General features: G+C 68.4%; 13 protein-coding genes. 7 read left to right on the forward strand and 6 right to left on the reverse strand.

What is annotated here, in order from left to right:
* The first annotated feature begins 126 nt into the window (after positions 1 to 126).
* Complete coding sequence (locus tag CU044_RS00595) at positions 127 to 1,650, forward strand: aldehyde dehydrogenase family protein (RefSeq protein WP_129766357.1); 1,524 nt, start codon at positions 127 to 129, stop codon at positions 1,648 to 1,650.
* Between the two features lie 281 nt (positions 1,651 to 1,931).
* Here CU044_RS00595 and CU044_RS00600 read toward each other — a convergent pair whose 3' ends face one another.
* Together CU044_RS00600 and CU044_RS00605 are read right to left on the reverse strand one after the other, a co-directional pair.
* The gene (locus CU044_RS00600) at positions 1,932 to 3,266 is read right to left on the reverse strand and encodes a DUF1996 domain-containing protein (RefSeq protein ID WP_240045248.1); all 1,335 of its coding nucleotides are present in this window, start codon (positions 3,264 to 3,266) and stop codon (positions 1,932 to 1,934) included.
* A 212-nt stretch (positions 3,267 to 3,478) separates the two neighbouring features.
* On the reverse strand, positions 3,479 to 5,203 hold the full coding sequence (locus tag CU044_RS00605; RefSeq protein ID WP_129766359.1) for a discoidin domain-containing protein: 1,725 nt from the start codon (positions 5,201 to 5,203) through the stop codon (positions 3,479 to 3,481).
* Positions 5,204 to 5,530: 327 nt separating this feature from the next.
* Between CU044_RS00605 and CU044_RS00610 the strand changes: the two genes are divergently transcribed.
* Positions 5,531 to 6,523 (forward strand): LacI family DNA-binding transcriptional regulator, encoded by a 993-nt coding sequence (locus CU044_RS00610; RefSeq protein WP_129766360.1) that lies wholly within the window; start codon positions 5,531 to 5,533, stop codon positions 6,521 to 6,523.
* A 113-nt stretch (positions 6,524 to 6,636) separates the two neighbouring features.
* Here the strand turns inward: CU044_RS00610 and CU044_RS00615 are convergent, their stop codons facing one another.
* On the reverse strand, positions 6,637 to 7,614 hold the full coding sequence (locus tag CU044_RS00615; RefSeq protein ID WP_129766361.1) for a WYL domain-containing protein: 978 nt from the start codon (positions 7,612 to 7,614) through the stop codon (positions 6,637 to 6,639).
* Positions 7,615 to 7,740: 126 nt separating this feature from the next.
* On the opposite strand from CU044_RS00615, the gene CU044_RS00620 reads away from it, so the two are divergent.
* On the forward strand, positions 7,741 to 8,481 hold the full coding sequence (locus tag CU044_RS00620; protein WP_129766362.1) for an NIPSNAP family protein: 741 nt from the start codon (positions 7,741 to 7,743) through the stop codon (positions 8,479 to 8,481).
* Positions 8,482 to 8,531: 50 nt separating this feature from the next.
* Here the strand turns inward: CU044_RS00620 and CU044_RS00625 are convergent, their stop codons facing one another.
* Positions 8,532 to 9,434, reverse strand: a complete 903-nt coding sequence (locus tag CU044_RS00625; RefSeq protein WP_129766363.1) for a LysR family transcriptional regulator — start codon at positions 9,432 to 9,434, stop codon at positions 8,532 to 8,534.
* Between the two features lie 70 nt (positions 9,435 to 9,504).
* On the opposite strand from CU044_RS00625, the gene CU044_RS00630 reads away from it, so the two are divergent.
* Positions 9,505 to 10,416, forward strand: a complete 912-nt coding sequence (locus tag CU044_RS00630) for an EamA family transporter (protein WP_240045249.1) — start codon at positions 9,505 to 9,507, stop codon at positions 10,414 to 10,416.
* A gap of 116 nt (positions 10,417 to 10,532) precedes the next feature.
* On the opposite strand, the gene CU044_RS00635 is transcribed toward CU044_RS00630, so the two are convergent.
* A complete protein-coding gene (locus CU044_RS00635) occupies positions 10,533 to 11,321 on the reverse strand; it encodes an alpha/beta fold hydrolase (protein WP_129766364.1) in 789 nt (262 codons plus the stop codon).
* A gap of 472 nt (positions 11,322 to 11,793) precedes the next feature.
* Here CU044_RS00635 and CU044_RS00640 point away from each other — a divergent pair, with 472 nt between their 5' ends.
* Both CU044_RS00640 and CU044_RS00645 read left to right on the forward strand, forming a co-directional pair.
* Positions 11,794 to 12,357, forward strand: a complete 564-nt coding sequence (locus CU044_RS00640; RefSeq protein ID WP_129766365.1) for a papain-like cysteine protease family protein — start codon at positions 11,794 to 11,796, stop codon at positions 12,355 to 12,357.
* Positions 12,358 to 12,367: 10 nt separating this feature from the next.
* Positions 12,368 to 13,249 (forward strand): hypothetical protein, encoded by an 882-nt coding sequence (locus CU044_RS00645; protein WP_129766366.1) that lies wholly within the window; start codon positions 12,368 to 12,370, stop codon positions 13,247 to 13,249.
* Positions 13,250 to 13,403: 154 nt separating this feature from the next.
* On the opposite strand, the gene CU044_RS00650 is transcribed toward CU044_RS00645, so the two are convergent.
* Complete coding sequence (locus tag CU044_RS00650) at positions 13,404 to 13,757, reverse strand: DUF4333 domain-containing protein (protein WP_165371730.1); 354 nt, start codon at positions 13,755 to 13,757, stop codon at positions 13,404 to 13,406.
* A gap of 300 nt (positions 13,758 to 14,057) precedes the next feature.
* Here CU044_RS00650 and CU044_RS00655 point away from each other — a divergent pair, with 300 nt between their 5' ends.
* Positions 14,058 to 15,077, forward strand: a complete 1,020-nt coding sequence (locus CU044_RS00655; RefSeq protein WP_129766368.1) for a helix-turn-helix domain-containing protein — start codon at positions 14,058 to 14,060, stop codon at positions 15,075 to 15,077.
* Positions 15,078 to 15,181 lie beyond the last annotated feature (104 nt).

The following is a 15,181-nucleotide window of genomic DNA, read 5'->3' on the forward strand; positions in this document are numbered from 1 at the left end:
CGGCCCGAACGGACGAGTACGACTGAGCACGGCGACAGCGCAACGTCGCCGCAACGTCCCGCTCCATAAGGTCGGGCGTGGGCGCCGTCCAACGGCGGGCGGCGCGGAATCCGGGAGGCCACAGAGATGACCCGTTACGCAGCGCCCGGCAGCGAGGGCGCGATCGTCTCGTACAAGTCCCGCTACGACCACTGGATCGGCGGAGAGTACGTACCGCCGGCGCGCGGCCAGTACTTCGAGAACCCCAGCCCGGTCAATGGCCGCCCCTTCACCGAGATCGCGCGTGGTACCGCCGACGATGTCGAGCGCGCCCTGGACGCGGCGCACGGCGCGGCCCCCGGCTGGGCGAAGACGTCCGCTGCGGAGCGCGCCAATATCCTCAACCGGATCGCCCACCGGATGGAGGAGCATCTGGAGGAGCTGGCGGTCGCGGAGAGCTGGGAGAACGGCAAACCGGTCCGGGAGACCCTCGCGGCCGACATCCCGCTCGCCATCGACCACTTCCGGTACTTCGCGGGGGCACTGCGCGCCCAGGAGGGCACGCTCAGCGAGCTGGACGACGACACCGTCGCGTACCACTTCCACGAGCCGCTCGGTGTGGTGGCCCAGATCATCCCGTGGAACTTCCCGATCCTGATGGCGACCTGGAAACTGGCGCCCGCGCTGGCCGCCGGGAACGCCGTCGTACTGAAGCCCGCGGAGCAGACGCCGGCCTCCATCCATCTGTGGATGAGCCTGATCGCCGATCTGCTGCCGCCCGGCGTGGTCAATATCGTCAACGGCTTCGGCGTCGAGGCGGGCAAACCGCTGGCGTCCAGCCCGCGCGTGGCGAAGGTCGCGTTCACCGGCGAGACCACGACGGGGCGGCTGATCATGCAGTACGCCTCCGAGAACATCAAGCCCGTCACGCTGGAACTCGGCGGCAAGAGCCCGAACCTCTTCTTCGACGACGTATGGGCCGCGGACGACGACTTCCGTGACAAGGCGCTCGAAGGCTTCACGATGTTCGCCCTCAACCAGGGCGAGGTGTGCACCTGTCCGTCCCGGGCGCTGATCCAGGACGGCCACTACAGCGAGTTCCTGGAGGCGGGCGTGGCCCGCACGGAGGCGATCGTGCCGGGCAACCCGCTGGACACCGACACGATGGTCGGCGCGCAGGCGTCCAACGACCAGTTGGAGAAGATCCTCTCGTATCTGGACATCGGCCGTCAGGAGGGCGCCAAAGTCCTGACGGGTGGTCAGCGCATCGACTACGACGGCGAACTGGCCGGCGGCTACTACGTCCAGCCCACGATCTTCGAGGGCCACAACCGCATGCGGATCTTCCAGGAGGAGATCTTCGGCCCGGTCCTCGCGGTGACGCCCTTCAGCGACTTCGACGACGCGATCAAAACCGCGAACGACACCCTGTACGGACTCGGCGCGGGCGTCTGGACGCGGGACATGAACACCGCCTACCGGGCGGGCCGTTCGATCCAGGCGGGCAGGGTCTGGACGAACTGCTACCACGCCTACCCGGCGCACGCCGCGTTCGGCGGCTACAAGCAGTCGGGGATCGGCCGCGAGAACCACCGGATGATGCTGGACCACTATCAGCAGACGAAGAACCTCCTGGTGTCGTACTCACCTAAGAAGCTCGGCTTCTTCTAAAGGCCTGGGAAAGGTGCCTGACCTGGTATTTCACTCGTCAGGCACCTGCCGCTCGATCCGGTCTTCGCCGTCGGCGTGGCAAGGTCCGGGCCTGCCGTGCAGGTGGGCAAGACCATGCCACGTCCGTCAGGAGCCGCACATGCTCGGCCATGGGGATCACCAAAAGGATCAAGCGGTGTCCGTGGTGATGAAAGCTGATCTCGGCGACGTGCCGGCTGTCGGCTGCGAGGTGCAGCCGACAGCCGGCAGCGCCATGGCCACGGCGCGTGCCGACCACAGGGTCAGAACGTACCGGCGGAGTTGCACTTGGCTTTCTGGGTGATGCAGTCCTTCACGCGGTGTCCGAGGGCGGCGTTGTCCCAGGCGTTGAAGAAATCACCGTGGATGGACGATGGCATGCCCGAGGCCAGCCGGAAACCCTGGGTGCTGCCGCTGGTCGGGTAGCTGGTGACGAAAGAGAGGTTGGGGATGGCGACGGGGTAGGCGCCGCTGCACTTGCCGTCGTAGGTGAACGCCACGTGCGACTTGTGGTCGGGACTGTCGAGGTTCTTGCCGTCCCAGCAGTCGGGGAAGACGAGTTGATGGGTGAGGTGGGCCCCCGGGGCGCAGCGCGGCCAGTTGCCGTCGGCGCTTCGGCCGATCTCACCACCCGCACCGGCGCACCAGAACTGGCCCGGCGATCCGGCCGGGGTAGGCGTCTGCGCCCTGGCGTCACCCGCGATCATGCGGAATCCCTGCGGGAAGGGCACTGTCACTGAGGGGTCGGGCAGCCGGGAACCGTAGTAGACGATCATGCCCTCGGGTTCGACGGCCTTGTCGTTCTCGTAGAGGGTGGGGATCCAGTACGCCGAGAGGTCGTTGGCAGGGGTGCAGCTGGTCGGCGCGTTGGTGAGCAGCGACTCGGTCGTGGAGAACGCGTCGGTGCTCTTGTTGCCGAAGAAGCTGTGCATGTGGGACGCGCCGGGAAGGCCAGGAAAGACGATGGGGTCGTCCGGCTTGGAGTGACTGTAGGTGCAGGTGGCGTTGAACTCCGGAACCCGGACCACACCGGCGGGCACCGCGGCCGGCGTCATCGCACGGAACTGCGCCAGCTGAGCGTTCCACTTGGCCTGGTCGACGGGAACCCATCCAGCCGCTGCGCCGTCCCCCTCGCCGACGAAGGAGAACCAGTTGATGTTGACGAAGTCGCCGGGTGTCGTGGCACGCAGCACGGCGAACACCGTCTGGGAACCGGTGGGGTGGGTGGTGACCTGGGTGGCCCGGGTCGCCCAGTTCTGCCAGCCGCCGGTCGGGGAGATCGGTATGACGGCGAGCAGCGGTCCGGTCAGACCGGCGGTGCGCAACTCCAAGGTGCCCGAGCCGACGGCGGAAGCGATCCGGGCAGACACCGTCAGCCGGCCGGCCGCGCCGAGGTCGACGTTGTCGAAGCGCATCCAGTCGCCGTCGGCGAGGAACGAGGCGTTCTGCCCGCCACCGGTGTCCGAGGTCGCCTCCAGCGCGACACCTGACTGGGCGGCGTAGGACTCGGCCTGGACGGTGACTGTCGCGGCCTGCGCCTGCTGAGTCGAGACGGTCAAGCCCACGGCGGCGGCCAGCACGACCACCAGGGCGTTCACTAACAGTGTGTACAGATGTGCGGGATATCTACGCATCTCACGTCCTCACGGGCGTCGGGATGAAGGGCCTTCTTCTTGCCGGAGCAGAGCGATGGGGAGAGCGGGAGCCGGACCGGCGGCGTGCGCCCACGGCGTGATCCAGGTGTCCCGGGCCGCCCCGAGGGTGCGGGCGGAGCGGCCCGGGATCTTCGCGAACGCTGGGCGGCTGGGGGCTACTGATAGACCCGCACGTAGTCGACGAGCATCTTGGACGGGAAGGGGGTGCTGGCGTCTGTCGGGCCCGGCCAGTCACCTCCGACCGCGAGGTTGAGGATCATGTAGTGGGGGTGGTCGAAGATCCACGGTCCGCGTGTCTGCTCCACCTGGTCCTTGTCGAGGGAGAAGACGGTCCGGCCGTCCAGGCTGTAGGTGATGCCTTTGCTGTTCCAGTCGGCGGCCCAGGTGTGGAAGTCGTCGGAGAAGTCGGCGTTCCCGGGCAGTGTGTACGGGGCGCCGATTCCGCCTCCGCCGTTGTAGGCGGGCGCGTGGACGGTCGAGTAAGCGGTCTTCACGTCCTTGCCGAGGACTTCGACGATGTCGATCTCGCCGTTGTACGGCCACGGCCGGCCCGTCAGGAAGTCGGCGCCCATCATCCAGAACGCGGGCCACAGACCGTTGCCCTTGGGCACCTTGATGCGTGCTTCGACGCGCCCGTAGGTGAACTGGAACGTCGCGCCGGTGTTCATCCGCGCCGAGGTGTACTGACAGGTGGTGCTGCCGGTCAACGGGTCACGCGGGCACGACGATCCGGCGGTGGCCTCCTTGCGTGCTTCCATCACCAGGTGTCCCGCCCCGTCGAGTGCGGCGTTGCGGTGATCGGTGTAGTACTCCAGCTCGTTGTTCGGCCCGGTGCCCGGATCGGCCCTCCACTTCGAGGCGTCGGGCTTGCCGCCTGCGGCGCCGTCGAATTCGTCGCTCCACACCAGCCGCGGCGGGTTCGCGGGGTCGCTCGGCAGGGGCGGAGCCTGGATCGGATCGCCGCCCGTGCCGTACACCTGGAACTCCCACAGCGAGTAGCCGTAAGCGGTGGCACGCTGCGTCCCGTACATGCGCACATAGCGGCCGGTGCCGGAAACGGCCAGCGTCTGCTTGAAGCCCGTGCCGGACGTCGTCGAATAGACCGGCGTCCAGTCGGCTCCGTTCGACGAGACCTGGATCTGGAAGGACTTGGCATAGGCGGGATCCCACTGCAGGACGACCTTGTCGATCTGCGCCGTCGCGCCGAGATCGATGGAGATCCAGCCCGGATCGGTCCATCCCGTGGTGGAGCTTGTGGCCCAGCGAGAGGCCGGATCCCGGTCGAAAGCCCTGGCCGGCGTGCACTCCCAGCAGTTCTGGTCACTCTGGGAGGAAGAAGCAGCGCCCGGCCTGCCGTAGGAGAGCAGTCTGCTGGCGTCACCGCCCGGACCGCCGGCACCGGCGGTGCCGTACACCTGGAACTCCCACAGCGAGAAGCCGTAAGCGGTGGCACGCTGCGTCCCGTACATGCGCACATAGCGGCCGGTGCCGGAAACGGCCAGGTTCTGATTGCCGCCTGTGCTCGTGGCCGTCTGGTGGATGACTGTCCAGCTCTGCGCGTCGTTCGATACCTCGATCCTGAACGCCGTGCCGTATGCGGCTTCCCAGTTGAGGACGACCCGGCTGATCTCGGCGCTTGCCCCGAGGTCGATCTGAATCCACTGCGGGTCGGCGAAGGCGCTGGACCAGCGCGTCCCGGGGTCGCCGTCGACGGCGCTCGGAGCGCTGAAGGCTCCCTCGGTACTCGACGCGGTGGCGGACTTTCCCTGAGAGAGCAGGACCTCCGCCGCCTGAGCGGAGGGGGCGGGGAGAGCGACGAAAGCGAGCAGTGAGGCCGCGAGGGCCAAGAATAAGTTGAAGCGGCGCAGCAGCGATTTCATGGGCGACTCCTCAAGTGGGGGAGGTGAGGGAGCGCTCCCTGAAAGGGAGGATGGAGGGGTCGGCAAAGGCTGTCAAGGGCTTATTCACCTTGAAAAAACAGCGGCGTAACACCGACGACTGGCGGAGGGAGCGGTCTCTCACGATCTGGGTGGCGTACCGCCGGCCACGGGGGTGGCGCTGAGGGGGACGCGCTCCCGAGCGTGCTCGTGCCGCCCCGGCCTGCGGATACGCTGCTCACATCGTCATGACGCAGAGCCGGAGGTCGCCCCGATGAGAAAACCCGCTCCGCGCACGAATCCGGGCTGCGGCACAGGGGACGGACAGGTATGAAACGCCCCACTCTCGAAGTGGTCGCCGCCCGAGCGGGCGTGTCCAAATCGAGCGTCTCCCGTGTCATCAACGGCGAGACGACGGTCGCCCCGCAGATCCGGGACGTCGTCATGCGCGCCGTACAGGAATTGGGCTACGTGCCCAACGGGGCGGCACGCAATCTCGTCACCCGCCGCACGGACACGCTCGCCGTGGTGGTCTCCGACCCGCCTCAGGGAGTCGTCTCCGACGACCCCCTTTTCTCCGCCGTGGTCCGCGCCGTCAGCAGAGAGCTCGAGACGGCGGGCAAACGGCTCGTGCTCATGCTCGCGGAATCGGATCAGAGCCGGACCAGAGTGGTGCGGTACATCGCCGGCGGGCATGTGGACGGCGTGCTGCTGGTCGCCCTGCACGGTACGGATCCGCTTCCGGCCTCGCTGGCCCGGCAGGGCCTGCCTGTTGTGTCCTTCAACCGCACCTCCGCACAGGACGTCCCGTACGTGGCGCTGGACAACGCCGGCGGAGCGGCACTGGCCGTGCGTCATCTTCTGGAACGCGGTCGGCGCCGGATCGCCACCATCACCGGGCCACTCGAACTGTACGAGGCGCGCGAGCGTCTCGACGGCTACCGTCAGACACTGCGTGACACCGGCCGTCGCTCCATCGTGGCACTGGGCGAATTCACCAGAGCTTCCGGCGCCGAAGCCATGCGGCAGCTCCTGGAGGACGATCCCGATCTCGATGCGGTGTTCGCGGCCAACGACCTGATGGCGATCGGAGCCCTGCGCACCCTCCATCAAGCGGGCCGACGTGTCCCCGAAGACGTGGCGGTCATCGGCTTCGACGACATAGAAGCCGCGTCCTACACCAGTCCCGCGCTCACCTCGGTGCGCAGCCCGATGGCCGACCAGGCGACCGCCACCGTCCACCTGCTCCTCGGTCTGATCGACGGCGGCCCCACAGGGCCGGTGATCATGCCGAATGAACTCGTGGTGCGCGAATCGACCTGATTTCGGTGCGGTCGTAGGCGCTGCTCGCCCAGCGGTTGATCGTCGCGGCGTAGGGGTGCTCGGGCAGCGGTCGAGAGCAGGCCACGCTGCCGCCGGATGTGGGTCCTGGCAGGTCAGGTGCTTCCGTACACTCTGGCGAGGACGCCTACCGTGTCAGCCATGGCCTGACGGAGTTCCGGAGGCGCGACGACCTCGACGTCGACACCGAGCCGCAGCAGCTCACCGCACACGTGCTCGGGGCTCTCGGTGGGTATGACCGCCTCCACCCATCCGTCGTCGCCGACGGCGCTGGCCGTGGACTCGACCGCCCGCACCACCTCCGGCGGAAGGTTGTCCGGCAGGCGCCGGAGCCCCCGCGGGGAGAGGCGGATGGTGGCCCGGCCGCTGTAGCGGCGGGTCCGGAAATCGTCGAGATAGGAGTTCCAGTACGTGCCCAGGTCGAAGTCCGGCGGTCGGTCGAATAGTTCATCGCTGAGCATCGCGTCGAGGACTTGAGTGACCCGGTAGGTCGCGATCCGGCTCTTCGAAGCGGCGACGAGATACCAGACACCTGACTTGAGGACCAGCCCGTAGGGGCGAAGGCGGCGGTCCACCTCCTGCGGGGCGCGCCAACGCCGGTAGCGCACGTCCACCACTCGCCGCGTGAGCACCGCGTCGACGAACAGGGTGAGATGCGGCGTCTGTTCGGGCTCCCGGTACCAGGCCGGGGCGTCCAGGTGGAAGACCTCAGCAGTCCGCGCTGCCTCCTCGCGCAGTCCCGCCGGCAACGCGGCCAGCAGCTTCAGCCGTGCTCCCGCGACCTCCGACGCCAGTCCCAGGTCGGCGGCGGGGCCGGGCAGCCCGGCGAAGAACAGCGCCCGCGCCTCACCCTCGCTCATTCCGGTCAGCCGGGTGCGATAGCCCTCAAGCAGCCGGTAGCCGCCGTTGCGGCCCGTCTCCGCGTAGACCGGAATGCCCGCGGCCTGAAGACGCGCCAGATCACGGTACGCGGTCCGCATGGACACACCCAACTCGTCGGCGATCCCTCGCGCCGACATGCGGCCACGTGATTGCAGCAACAGCAGCACCGAAAGCAGTCGACCAGCAGACATGGGCACATTCTCCCCGGAAACCCTGACACCCCCTGGCACACGGCCGCCATAGCGTCGGTCCGTACCCGGCTCCCGGCGAACGAGCCGGGAATCCACCGGAAGCACCATGCTGAACAGGAGCCTGCCGTGCCCCCTACCGATCCTGCCGACACCATCGCCGTGATCGAGCTTCGCCAGTACACGCTGCGTCCCGGCCGACGCGACGAACTCATCGAGCTGTTCGACCGGGAGTTCATCGAAACCCAGGAAGAGGCCGGGATGTTCGTCCTCGGCCAGTTCCGGGACCTCGACGACCCGGACCGCTTCGTCTGGCTACGCGGGTTCCGGGACATGGCGGCACGACACCACGCGCTGACAGCCTTCTACAACGGCCCCGCCTGGGCCGAGCACGGCCCCCGGGCCAACGCCACCATGGTCGACTCCGACGACGTCCTGCTCCTGCGCCCCCTCTCGGACAAGAACGGCTTCACTCGCTCCTCGTCCGAGCGTCCCCGGATCGGCGCTCCCGCACCGGACCGATTCGTGTCCGCCACCGTGTGGTCCTTCCCTCCAGGACGTCCCGACGGCGTCGCACTGATACGGGACGGGCTCCTTCCCGCCCTGCACACGACAGGCCCCGCGCCACTCGTCGCCCTCACCACCGAGACCGCACACAACACATTCCCCAGGCTGCCCGTCCGTAGTGGGGAGAACGTCGCCGCGATCTTCACCTCTTACCCCGCCGAGAGCACGTGCCGGCAACACCTCGCCGATGTACTGGCCCTTCCCCTCGTTCGGGACGAGATCCTGCCGGGCATCGAGCGAGAACAGACAACAGCGCCCCGGATACTGCGGCTGGCGCCCACCGGCCGCTCGGTCCTCTCCTGACGCGTCTCGTCTGGCTTTGTCCCGTCCCGCGCGGAACCGCGCGCACCGGGTCACTTACGCGAGCGCGGGGCGCCTTGGCCTTCGCGGTAGAGGCCGGCAGCGAGGGCGATCGCGGTGTGGGTGGCGGGATGGGTGGTGTGGGCGCGCCAGATGAGGTGGACGGGGACCGGTTCGGCGCCTCGGAGAGGGCGGTAGGCAATGCCGTCGCGGCGGTACTGGGCGGCGGTGGCCTGAGGGGTCAGTCCGATACAGCGGCCGGTGGCGATGGCGGCGAGCCAGTCGTCGATGTCGTGGGTGAACTCGACCGCGGGGCCTTCTCGCTCGGGCCACAGGTCCAGGGCGGTGGTGCCGGTCCGGCGGTCGATGGCCAGGGTACGGGTCGGGACCTCGTCCAGGCGGATACTGCGCCGCCGGACCCATGGGTCGTCGGACGCCATGGCGACACAGCGCGCCTCGTCGCCGATCCGCGCGTGGGACCACGGTTTCAGGTCGATCGGAGCACGGATGACGGCGAGGTCGCACAGCCCTTCGGCGAGACCGCCGGTGGGGCTGTTGTGGCGGATGAGGCGCAGGTCGGTCTCGGGGTGCTGTTCGTGCCAACGGCGCTGGAACTCGGTGGTGTGCCGGCCGAAGGCGGACCAGGCGTGGCCGATGTGCAGGCGGGTGTGGCCGGTGGTGGCTTCGCGGACGAGGTCCTCGGCGCCGGCGAGCAGGACGCGGGCGCGGGCCAGCGCCTGCACCCCTGCGGCGGTGGGAGCCACGCTGCGGCTGGTGCGGTGCAGCAGTTGCGCCCCGAGGAGTCTTTCGAGGCCGGCGAGGGTACGGGAGACGGCGGCCTGCGAGACGCCGAGTTCATGGGCGGCGTCGGTGAAACTGCCGGTGTCCACGATGGCGACCAGGCACCGCAAGTGCTTCAGCTCCAGCCCGGCCACCCTGCTCCCCAACTCATCCATACACCCAGCGTATAGGCGCGTGCATGGATGCATTTTGCGTATACCGGTGGCTCTCCCATCGTGGGGAGGCATGACGCTCGAATCCTCCTCCTCCGCGACGCCCCGTTCCACTGCGGCCGACGGGGCCGCCCCGTCACGGGGTAGGGGGCGCGGGGCCGGGGTCGCTCTGATGCTGGGCAGCGGACTGTCCAACCAGACGGGCGCCTCCATCGCGGCGCTGGCCTTCCCGGTACTCGGGCCCGCCGGGGTGGTGGCGGTACGCCAGTGGGTGGCCGCCGTGGTCCTCGGCGCCGTCGGCCGACCCCGGCTGCGGCACTTCACCGCCGCGCAGTGGCGTCCCGTCCTGGGCCTCGCCCTGGTGTTCGCCGGGATGAACCTTTCCCTGTACACGACGATCGACCGGATCGGACTCGGGCTGGCCGTCACACTGGAGTTCCTCGGACCACTGACCGTCGCCCTGGCCGGCTCACGCCGCCGTGTCGACCTGGCCGCCGCCGTGGCGGCCGCGGGCGCGATAGCCGTCCTCACCCGCCCCACACCCTCCACCGACTACCTGGGCATCGGCCTGGCCCTGCTGGCCGCGGCATGCTGGGCCGGCTACATACTGCTCAACCGGACCGTCGGCGCCCGCCTGCCCGGCCTGGAAGGCTCGGCCGCCGCAGCGGCAATCTCCGGTGCCCTCTACCTTCCCGTCGGCGCGTGGGTGCTGTGGCACCACCCGCCCACGCCCGCCGCGCTGGGCTGCGCCCTGGCGGCGGGGGTGCTCTCCTCGGCGGTGCCGTTCCTGGCCGACCTGCTGGCGCTGCGCCGCGTCCCGGCGCACTTCTTCGGGGTGTTCATGAGCGTCAATCCGGTCTTTGCCGCCCTGGTCGGCCTCGCCGTCCTCGGACAGCAGCTCGATACTCCCGCCTGGCTCGCCATTGCGGTGATCGTCACCGCGAACACCGCCGTGGTCTCCACCGCCCGCCGGAAGCCCACGTGAAGACCACGTCCACGGCAACGCCCACCCCAAGCCCGTTTCCTCCAGGCCGCGTTGAGGGCAGTGGCGTAGCGCGGGACGTTACCGAGCGGCTCCCCACCCGTACGCTGCGCCTCTCGTCACCGCTGCCGCACTGTGGTGAGGAAGTCCAGGACGAGCGGGCTCGCGACGGCGCGGTACTCCTCGAAATAGGCGTGCCTCGCTCCGGTGATCATGCGCAGCCGGGCGCCGGGGATACGGTCCGCGAGCAGAGGGCTGTTGGTGGCGGGGTTGAGCAGGTCGTCGCTGCCGTGCACGACCAGAGTGGGTGCGCCGATGCCCGGCAGGAGCTGCCACGCGTCATGCTGGTTGCTGGCCGCCAGGTGGCGACGCCGGGCATGGGCGGGCATCCCCGGGTCGCCGAGCGTCCGGTACGGGCCGGGGTTCTCCGCCAGCCAGGCCGGGGTGTACATCAGCTCCAGCAGGGCCTGTCGCGCCGCATCCGGTCGCGTCCGCACCAGTGACCGGCGCACCTCGTTGGTACGTTCAACGGCGTGCGGCCCGCCGGGCGACGTGCACCCGAGCACCAGGGCGCGCACCCGGTCCGGATGGCGGGCTGCGAGCTGCTGGGCCACACGCCCGCCCATGGACGTCCCGTAGACATCGGCCCGGTCGACACCGAGGTCGTCGAGCACCGAGATCACATCCAGGGCGAACAGCTCGGTGCTGTAGAGCGTGTCGGGCTTGTCGCTCTGCCCCGTACCGCGGTAGTCGAACGTGATGGTGCTGCGGTCGCCGTGGAAATCGTCACGCACCCCGTCCCACCAGTGGTGGTTGTTCGACTGGCCCGCCAGCAGAACCAGCGGCGCCCCCTCGCCCCGCACCTGATAGGCGATACCGACGCCGTCGGGCGTCGTCGTGTGCGGCATGCAGATCGTCACTCCTCATGGTCAGGATCCAGCGCGTCGTGACACCGCGGCCTCCGGCAGACCCTGGCCGGCCGGAAGCCCCGGTCATCACCCACTGCTGGAAGGACTGTATGACCTGCGTGTGCGCCCTTGTGCCTGACTCCTGACTCCTGTCTGCCGTCTGCCGTCTGCCGTCTGCCGTCTGCCGTCTGCCGTCTGCCGTCTGCCGTCTGCCGTCTGCCGTCTGCGGAGCAGCTGACGAGTGAACCGTCCATACAGTCACCACAGCACCTCAGCACCCGTCCCGTCCGGCACGATGACCGCCGCGGACCGGCGAAAGCCAAGCGATCGAGTCGCATAATTACCTGATAAATAATCAGTAGGGGGCAGTTTCCTGTAAGTCCTCTATATGCGTCGTAAGTGATGTGCTGTCATACCCCTGCCAGATTGTCCCGTTCATCTCGTTGCACCCAATCAAGGGAAGGCAGGAATAATGGGCAGATTCAGGTACGGAACCACGGCGTCGGCCATCGCGCTGGCCGCCTTGGGATCGCTCGTGGCCGCGGGAGGCACGGCTCACGCGGAAGCGGGCCAGGACAGCATCGCCATGCTGAAGCAGGAGAAGACCCAGTGGTGCTGGGTCGCCTCCGGGCTCACCATCGCCAGGTTCCAGGGCCTCGGCTCCACACAGACGGACTTCTGCAACCGGGCTCAGCCCTCCTACGGCTGCAACAACCAGCCCGCCACACTCGACGACATGGCCAGGGGCTGGAGCAGCCTCGGCATGACCCACCCCGGCTCGGGCCTGAACAACGCGGCCACGTTCAACCAGGTGTACACCGAAGTCAAGGCGGCCCGGCCGATCGGCGCCCGCATCGGGTGGACGTCCGGTGGCGGCCACATGAACGTGGTCTACGGCTTCGACACGTCGAACAACACGATCGCCGTGGCCGACCCGTGGCCGGACACCACCACGTACACGTGGTGGAACTACAACGACTACGTGAGCAACAGCTCGTCCAAGTGGACCCACTCCCGCATCGGTATCTCCCGCTAAGGCAGGCGACATGCGCGACACCAGCGGCACCAAAATGTCCGGCAAGCGGGCGGCCTCCCGCTTCTCCCGTCTGTCCATCGTCATCGCAGCGAGTGCGTCCGCGCTGCTGTCCGTCGTCGGTCCGACGCACGCGGCCCCGGCCAAGGACCCTCTTCCGGCCGACATCCCCGACTACCGGGCCGCACTCAACGCGGTGAAGTCCACCGACGTCCGCAACGCCGTCTGCCGTTTCCTGCGCACTCCGGTGCCCACCGGCGACGCCGGCAAGCCGGTGCAGACGATCCCCGAAACAGCCGAGCCCTGCCAGGGCCTCCCGGTCTTCACGATCAAGGACCCGGTGGCGGGGAACGAAATCACCCCCGGGTTCGCCGCAGGCACCGCCCGGCCACTGCCGACCGAGGCGATCAAGCTGACGCAGCTGGTCTCCTCGCTGAGCACCACCGTCAACGGCCGCAACGCCACCGTCATCCTCGCCCCCACCCAGGGCGGCGGCTGGCACCTGGCGGCCATGCGCGACGGCGACAGCGACGCCACATACGCCGGCAAGGCCACCGCGGGCACGCTGGTCTTCACCGAGCCGCAGATCCGCGGCTGGTACCAGCTCAAGCTCCTCACCGTCGAGGCACTCAACGACCAGGCCCGGCAAGGACTGGGCGGCAAGGCGTCGGTGTCACTCAGCGACTACCAGAAACTGGTCAAGGCCCGCTACGCCGACAAGCTGCCCGGCTCGGAGTACGACAGCAAGGGCTATTCCAGCGGCTACAGCCTCCAGCGCACGGACGACGACGCCTCACCCTCCGCCTTGCTCCTGGCCGGCGGTTCCGGCACGGCACTTGTCCTCGTGGGCGGAGCCGCCGTGCTCCGTCGGCGCCGGCGGACAAGCACCCGCTGACCCCCGCCCCGCCGAGGGCCCGGATCTCCAGGCAGATCCGGGCCCCAAGCCGGTGGCCGGCCGGGCTCCCAGATCGGTGCAGAGAAGATCCCGCAGGGGCCCGGATGGCCCCGATGTCACGGCTGCGGTCCCGCTCTCGCCCGCTCTGCCGTCCTCAGCCCAGTGACAGGTCGCCCTGATCGTCCTTGATCTTCACCTTGACCCAGGCACGGCCGCTGCTGTTGCCGTCGCCGACGCCGACGACCTTGCATTCGAACTCCCGGCCCGCCTCGACGGGGATGGAAGCGGGGCAGCTGACATCGTCGATGGTCGGGGGCTTGACGAACGAGTCGTCGGATTCGACGTTGTTGAGCACGGCCCGCGCCAGCGCGTCCTGATCCAGAACGCGCTGCGGCTGCACAGCGGGACTCCCGGCCAACAGCATGATGGTGAAAGTGAGCGCACAACAGGCGATCACGGCCAGGGAAAGCGTGATGACGGTACGAGCGAAGCTGCGTTGATCAGTCACGCGCACAGTCCTATCCGGTTGTCCGTGCTCATACAACCCGTGTGGTGACATGAAGTCGCCTCTCGCTTCCCGCGGAGTGCTCCCATACCACTGCCTGCGCGGCCGGAGAGGAGACGCAGGTCACCTTCGTTCGTGTCACAACGTGCGGGAGCTGTCCCGTCCAAGAGGCATGACCGCCAACAGCAACGGGGCGAAGGAGTACACCATGGAAGCCCGGTTCCATGAAGTCTGCGGCCACTGGAGTCCATGGGCCTCACCGTACGAACCAGCGCCGCGCCCCTCTCGCGAGAGGAGGAGGCGATGATCGAGACGGTGTTCCGGACCGAGGGAGTGCCCGCAGCGGAACGATTCGGTTACTGGCGTGAGTGCATGACCCGCCTCCTGTGTCCCATGGACATGAACAGTGACTCCCACTCCACATTCCGCGCGGAGACGAGCCTCCTCCAACTCGGTGCTCTCTCGATCTGGCCGGGAGACATGCAGCAGCCGATGCGCTGCCGGCGGACTCCCAAGCTGATCCGGCAGTCCGATCCGGAGAACTACCACCTCTCCTTACCGATGAATGGTTCGATGGCCATCTCACAAGCCGGGCGCGAAGCCGTGCACGGCGCCAACGAGATGTACATCGTCGACACCTCGCAACCCTATGAATGCCGTGTATTCGGCGAGCCTCTTCGCGGCGTGGGGCTCGAAGTGCCCAAGACGCTCGTGCCCTTGCCCGCGCAGGCCGTCGGCCGACTGCTGACCCGCCGGATGTCGGCACACGAAGGGATGGGCGCACAGCTCGCCGGCTTTCTGGTCCGCCTGGCCGACGACAGTGGCTCTTACAAGCCCGCTGACGAACAGCGGCTGGAGACGATCCTGATCGATCTGTTCACCGCCACGCTGGCCCATCACCTCGATGCCGACAACGACCTGCCGCCCGAGACTCACCGCCGGACCCTGCCCCTGCGCATCCGGACCTTCATCCAGCACCATCTGCACGACCCGGGTCTCACACCGGGTGCGATCGCCGCCGCGCACAACATCTCAACCAGCTACCTGCACAGCCTCTTCCGGAACCAGGACCTCACCGTCTCGGCCTGGATACGCGGCCAGCGCCTGGAGCACGCCCGCCGCGACCTGGCCGACCGAGCCCAGCACACGGTCCCTGTCCACCGCATCGCCGCCCGCTGGGGCTTCACCCACCACGCAGCCTTCACCCGCGCCTTCACCACCGCATTTGGCCTCTCGCCCCGCGACTACCGTCACCAGGTCCACGGCGGTTCGCCCTCGGATACGAGGCCAACAACGCTGCCGGCATTCGGAACTGCGATGTAGACGCATCGTCAAGAAGTGTGGTCTCTACTCCGATGCCGTTCTGGCGACACCACGGCAACATCGATCCCGCCACCACCACGTGTCCCCGGGAGACGCCCGGGGCC

The sequence above is a fragment of the Streptomyces sp. L-9-10 genome (assembly GCF_004151105.1).
GTDB lineage: Bacteria > Actinomycetota > Actinomycetes > Streptomycetales > Streptomycetaceae > Streptomyces.

Excerpts from the sequence above, each read along its gene's own strand:
- CU044_RS00595 (WP_129766357.1), top strand. The coding sequence starts at position 127 with ATGACCCGTTACGCAGCGCCCGGCAGCGAGGGCGCGATCGTCTCGTAC.
- CU044_RS00605 (WP_129766359.1), bottom strand. The coding sequence starts at position 5,203 with ATGAAATCGCTGCTGCGCCGCTTCAACTTATTCTTGGCCCTCGCGGCC.
- CU044_RS00630 (WP_240045249.1), top strand. The coding sequence starts at position 9,505 with ATGACGCTCGAATCCTCCTCCTCCGCGACGCCCCGTTCCACTGCGGCC.
- CU044_RS00655 (WP_129766368.1), top strand. The coding sequence starts at position 14,058 with ATGATCGAGACGGTGTTCCGGACCGAGGGAGTGCCCGCAGCGGAACGA.
- CU044_RS00635 (WP_129766364.1), bottom strand. The coding sequence starts at position 11,321 with ATGCCGCACACGACGACGCCCGACGGCGTCGGTATCGCCTATCAGGTG.
- CU044_RS00610 (WP_129766360.1), top strand. The coding sequence starts at position 5,531 with ATGAAACGCCCCACTCTCGAAGTGGTCGCCGCCCGAGCGGGCGTGTCC.
- CU044_RS00625 (WP_129766363.1), bottom strand. The coding sequence starts at position 9,434 with ATGGATGAGTTGGGGAGCAGGGTGGCCGGGCTGGAGCTGAAGCACTTG.
- CU044_RS00615 (WP_129766361.1), bottom strand. The coding sequence starts at position 7,614 with ATGTCTGCTGGTCGACTGCTTTCGGTGCTGCTGTTGCTGCAATCACGT.
- CU044_RS00645 (WP_129766366.1), top strand. The coding sequence starts at position 12,368 with ATGCGCGACACCAGCGGCACCAAAATGTCCGGCAAGCGGGCGGCCTCC.
- CU044_RS00640 (WP_129766365.1), top strand. The coding sequence starts at position 11,794 with ATGGGCAGATTCAGGTACGGAACCACGGCGTCGGCCATCGCGCTGGCC.